The 4418-nt window shown below is 68.1% G+C and carries 5 protein-coding genes and 1 pseudogene; 2 read left to right on the top strand and 4 right to left on the bottom strand.

Going from position 1 to position 4418, the window contains the following annotated elements:
• Positions 1–28: 28 nt before the first annotated feature.
• The 4 genes from mdcE to mdcA are packed head-to-tail and all read right to left on the bottom strand — an operon-like array spanning position 29 to position 3663.
• Positions 29–745: a biotin-independent malonate decarboxylase subunit gamma gene (gene mdcE / locus sphsw_RS07485; protein ID WP_031440060.1), complete on the bottom strand. Its 717-nt coding sequence runs from the start codon at positions 743–745 to the stop codon at positions 29–31.
• On the bottom strand, positions 732–1691 hold the full coding sequence (locus tag sphsw_RS07480) for a biotin-independent malonate decarboxylase subunit beta (protein ID WP_031440059.1): 960 nt from the start codon (positions 1689–1691) through the stop codon (positions 732–734). The genes mdcE and sphsw_RS07480 overlap by 14 nt, the downstream gene beginning before the upstream one ends.
• Entirely contained in the window at positions 1688–2005 is a 318-nt protein-coding gene (mdcC, locus tag sphsw_RS07475; protein WP_031440058.1) for a malonate decarboxylase acyl carrier protein, read from the bottom strand. The genes sphsw_RS07480 and mdcC overlap by 4 nt, the downstream gene beginning before the upstream one ends.
• Positions 2006–2016: 11 nt before the next feature.
• Entirely contained in the window at positions 2017–3663 is a 1647-nt protein-coding gene (mdcA, locus tag sphsw_RS07470) for a malonate decarboxylase subunit alpha (protein WP_031440057.1), read from the bottom strand.
• Positions 3664–3828: 165 nt separating this feature from the next.
• Here mdcA and madL point away from each other — a divergent pair, with 165 nt between their 5' ends.
• Together madL and sphsw_RS20755 are read left to right on the top strand one after the other, a co-directional pair.
• Complete coding sequence (madL, locus tag sphsw_RS07465; RefSeq protein ID WP_031440056.1) at positions 3829–4272, top strand: malonate transporter subunit MadL; 444 nt, start codon at positions 3829–3831, stop codon at positions 4270–4272.
• Positions 4273–4283: 11 nt separating this feature from the next.
• Positions 4284–4418: pseudogene (locus sphsw_RS20755) on the top strand (malonate transporter subunit MadM); the annotation flags it as partial.

The following is a 4418-nucleotide window of genomic DNA, read 5'->3' as shown; positions in this document are numbered from 1 at the left end:
CAGACCAGCCGGTGTCGGTCGAACCGCATCAGCGCCGCGCCGCCGCGTCCACCTCGTCCGCGATCGCCGCGGCCTTGGGCCGGCCCTTGCGCTCGGCCCCGAGCGTCGCGCGCGCATCGTGATCGCGCGTCGCGGCGAGCAGCGTCGCGAGCTGATCGGCGAGGCTGCGCTGCGGATCCCAGACTTCGGCGACCCCGCCGACGCTGACCAGATTGTCGAGGCCGGGGGCGAAGACCGGGGTGGTCTTGGCCTTGTCCTCGAGCAGATCGATCGACAGCTTGGTGACGCGCGCCATCGAGGCGAGGTCCATCACTTCGGGATGCGCGCCGGGCAGCGCGACGAGCGTGTCGCAGGCGAGCGCGGTGGCGATGAACGCGCCGGCCGCGCTGCCGCCATAGAGCAGGCCGATCGTGCGGTGGCCACGCGCCTCGGCGAGCAGCAGCGACTTGGCGAGGTGCGCGAGATATTCGCTGAGGCCGAGCAGTTCGTCACGCCGGCTCATCCGCTGGCTCGCGCTGTCGACGAGAAAGAGGATCGGCGCGTCGTCGTCGCTGCGCGCGATCGCGAGCACCGCGGCGGACAGGCGGATCGCCTGGTCGATGCCGATCGGCGTGCGCGCGGTGGCGCCGATGACATGCACGACCCGTCCGTCGGGCGATGTGCCGCGACCGAACAGCAGGTCGCCCTCCGCGGTGACATCATGGCCGGCCGGAAACAGCGAATCGAGGATCTCAACGGGCGTCATCGGCGCTCTCCCGGTATTGGGCGGCAAGGGTCGCGAAGGCGGCGGAAGGCATGTCGGGGATCGCTTGCGGGTCATCGATGCCCAGCATGCGCCAGATGTCGGTCGCGTCGGCGGCCTCGCCGAACCGGGCGATGCGGCGTTCGAGGCGGTCCTGTTCCGCGTCCAGAGTGGCTAGGTTGAGACCGGGTCGCTCCCCTCTCCCGAACGGGACAGAGGAGGCATTCCGAACGGAACCCGCCTTGGCTGGTCGCCCGAGCGCCGCGAGCATCGCCGCGCGGAACGCCGCGGCATCGTCGTCGACGAACAGGTCCGCGCCGCCGATCAGCGTCCGGTGCTTGCCGCCCATCGTCCGCCAGACCAGCGCACGATCGCGCGAGTCGAATTCCTCGACGCCCTTGTTGGTCTCGATCACCTCGGGGCCGGTGACGCTGATCCGCCCCTGTTCGGATATGATCAGCGTCGAGCAACAGCCGGCGATCAGCCCGCCGCCGCCATAGCAGCCCGCGCGGCCGCCGATCAGTCCGACGACGCGCACGCCCGCGATCCGCGCTTCGGTAGCCGCGCGCATGATCTCGGCGATCGCGATCTCGCCGGCATTGGCCTCCTGCAGACGGACGCCGCCGGTGTCGAACGCGATCACGACGTTGCGGGTGAGGGCTTTGGCGGCGCGGAGCAGCCCGGTCAGCTTGGCGCCGTGAACCTCGCCGAACGCGCCGCCCATGAAGCGGCCCTCCTGCGCGGCGATCAGGATCGGCGTGCCGTCGACGGTCGCGGCGCCGACGACGATGCCGTCGTCAAACTGCGCGGGCAGGTCGAAGATGCCAAGATGCGGGCTGGTCTCGCGCCGCTCTGGGCCGACATATTCGGTGAAGCTGCCGGTATCGACCAGCGCCGCGATCCGCTCGCGCGCGCCCGCCTCGTACCAGCTCTGATGAAGGTTGCTCATGCTTCGGGCTCCTCGATCATGCGGACGGCCTGGGCGAGGCGCAGCGACACGGTATCGGGTCGTGCGCCGCCATCGTTGATCGCGATCCGCAGGCCACCGGCGGCGCGCCGGCCGACGAAATCGGCGACGACCGCGTCCCAGAGGTCGCGAAAGCCGTGCGCCGCGGTGCTGATCTCGATCGCGCACCGATCGGCCGCGTCGCCGCGCTCGACCAGCACTTCCAGATTGCCCGACGCGACCACGCCGACCAGCGCCAACGCGCGCGTGCCGCCCGCCGGGACGGGCGCGGCTATATCGAAATGCAGGATTTCCATGCTTCTATCCCCTACCAGTTCCGGAACCGGCTCGGCGGCCGGTAGAGCCCGCCCGAGGCGAGCATCAGGTCCTTGATCGAACGCGCGGCCAGCATGTTGCGGTTCGCGTCGAGCGGGTCGATGCCGAGATCCTCGGGCCGCTGGATGATCTTCCGCTCGCGCAGCCGTTCGACCATCGCCCTGTCGCGGCCGCGGCCGATCTCGGTAAAGCCCGCGACGCCGCGGATCGCCTGTTCGCGCTCGTCCGCAGTGCGGCAGAGCAGCAGGTTGGCGATGCCCTCCTCGGTGACGATGTGCGTCGTGTCGTCGGCATAGACCATGATTGGTGCGAGATCGAGATCGAGCTTTTCCGCGAGTTCGAGCGCGCCGAGCTTTTCGACGAACAGCGGCGCATTGCCCTCGCCGAACGTCTCGCCGATCTGGACGACGAGTTTGCGGCCGCGCCGCAGCGGTGCCGCGGTATCGGGATCCGCCTCCGCGCCGGCCTGCAACCAGGGTGCGCTGGGATGACGCCGGCCACGCGCGTCCGACCCCATGTTGGGCGCGCCGCCAAAGCCGGCGATGCGGTTCGCGGTGATCGTCGAGCTGTGCCCGGCGAGGTCGATCTGCAGCGTCGAGCCGATGAACATGTCGCAGGCATACAGCCCCGCGGTCTGGCTGAACGCGCGGTTCGAGCGGAGCGAGCCGTCGGGGCCGGTGAAGAAAATGTCGGGCCGCGCGGCGAGATAATCCTCCATGCCGACTTCGGAGCCGAAGCAATGAACCTGCTCGACCCACCCCGCCTCGATCGCGGGAATCAGCGTCGGGTGCGGGTTGAGCGCCCAGTGCGTGCAGATCTTGCCCTTCAGCCCGAGCTTCTCGCCATAGGTCGGCAGCAGCAGCTCGATCGCCGCGGTGTTGAAGCCGATGCCGTGATTCAGCCGGCGCACCCCGTAAGGCTGATAGAGCCCCTTGATCGCCAGCATCGCGGTGAGGATCTGAGTCTCGGTCATCGCCGCGGGATCGCGCGTGAACAGCGGCTCGACATAGAAGGGGCGCCCTGCGTCGAGCACGAAATGGACCTGGTCGCCGGGGATGTCGACCCGCGGCAGCGTATCGACGATCTCGCCGACCTGCGCGATCACGAGGCCGCTGCCGAAGCTCGTCGCCTCGACCACGGTCGGCGTGTCCTCGGTATTGGGGCCGGTATAGAGATTGCCGTGACGATCCGCGCTGACCGCGGCGATCAGCGCGACCTGTGGCGTCAGATCGACGAAATAGCGTGCAAACAGTTCGAGATAGGTGTGGATCGCGCCGAGCTCGATCTTGCCGCCGAACAGCATCTTCGCGATCCGTGCCGATTGCGGCCCCGAATAGGAGAAGTCGAGCCGCTTCGCGATGCCGCTGTCGAAGACGTCGAGATGCTCGGGCAGGACGACGCCCGACTGGACCATGTGCAGGTCGTGGATCCGTTCGGGATCCATCGCCGCCAGCCCCCGGGCCAGCACGTCCGCCTGTTTCTGGTTGTCGCCCTCGAGGCAGACCCGGTCACCGGGCCTGAGCACCGCTTCGAGAAAGTCGACGAGCGTTTCGGGATCGACCAGCTTGCCGGTGGCAAAGCCCCGGCCCGCCGCAATCCGCTCCTCGCGCAACTGCTTGCGCGTATTCCATTGCCGCACCGCATCGCCTCCTGACGCTTATTCCGCCTCTCTTGTATTCGCTATTGCTCCAAACGCAACCCTGTGCATACTTGACGGCGTATAAGACGCCAGATCGAATACATTGAGAGGTTATGCCATGAGCGAGTCCCTACCCGTTGACGCCACAGATGCGGGACGCGGCGCATGATCGCCGGCGTAGCACTGCTCGCGATATGTACGCTGATCGGGCAAGTGCTCGGCGAAGGCCTTGGCGTGCTGCTCGGCGTGAAGGCCAATGTCGGCGGGGTCGGTATCGCGATGATCCTGCTGATCGCCGCGCGGATGTGGCTGAAGACGCGCGGCCGCTACAATGAAGGCGTATCGCGCGGGATCGGCTTCTGGGGTGCGCTGTATATCCCGATCGTCGTCGCGATGGCGGCGCAGCAGGATGTCGTCGCCGCGGTCGAGGGCGGTCCGATCGTGCTGATCGCGGGCGTCGGCGCGCTGCTGCTGTGCTTCAGTGCAGTCGCGATCATCAGCCGGCTGTCGGGCACGCCCGAGACCATGGACGAGATCGAGGCGCGTGAGACGCGTGAAGCCGAGATGGCGATCGCCGCCGGATCCCCCGCCCCGATCACCCCGCGCTAAGGACCGCACGCATGGAAATGATCACCAAGGTCCTGACCGCCAATGCGCTGCTCACCGCGTTTGCGGTCGTCGGCATCGTCATGTGGCTGTCGAACATTCTGTCCGCCAAGCTGACGATGGGCCGGGTCCATGGCTCGGCGATCGCG

This window comes from Sphingomonas sp. FUKUSWIS1 (genome assembly GCF_000733135.1).
GTDB classification, from domain to species: domain Bacteria; phylum Pseudomonadota; class Alphaproteobacteria; order Sphingomonadales; family Sphingomonadaceae; genus Sphingomonas; species Sphingomonas aerolata.
Note: the sequence above shows the minus strand (reverse complement) of the source record. Positions and strands in the feature narration are given on the sequence as shown.

What these genes read in the sequence shown, in the direction of transcription:
- mdcE (WP_031440060.1), bottom strand. Translation starts at nt 745, where the DNA reads ATGACGCCCGTTGAGATCCTCGATTCGCTGTTTCCGGCCGGCCATGAT.
- madL (WP_031440056.1), top strand. Translation starts at nt 3,829, where the DNA reads ATGATCGCCGGCGTAGCACTGCTCGCGATATGTACGCTGATCGGGCAA.
- sphsw_RS07480 (WP_031440059.1), bottom strand. Translation starts at nt 1,691, where the DNA reads ATGAGCAACCTTCATCAGAGCTGGTACGAGGCGGGCGCGCGCGAGCGG.
- mdcC (WP_031440058.1), bottom strand. Translation starts at nt 2,005, where the DNA reads ATGGAAATCCTGCATTTCGATATAGCCGCGCCCGTCCCGGCGGGCGGC.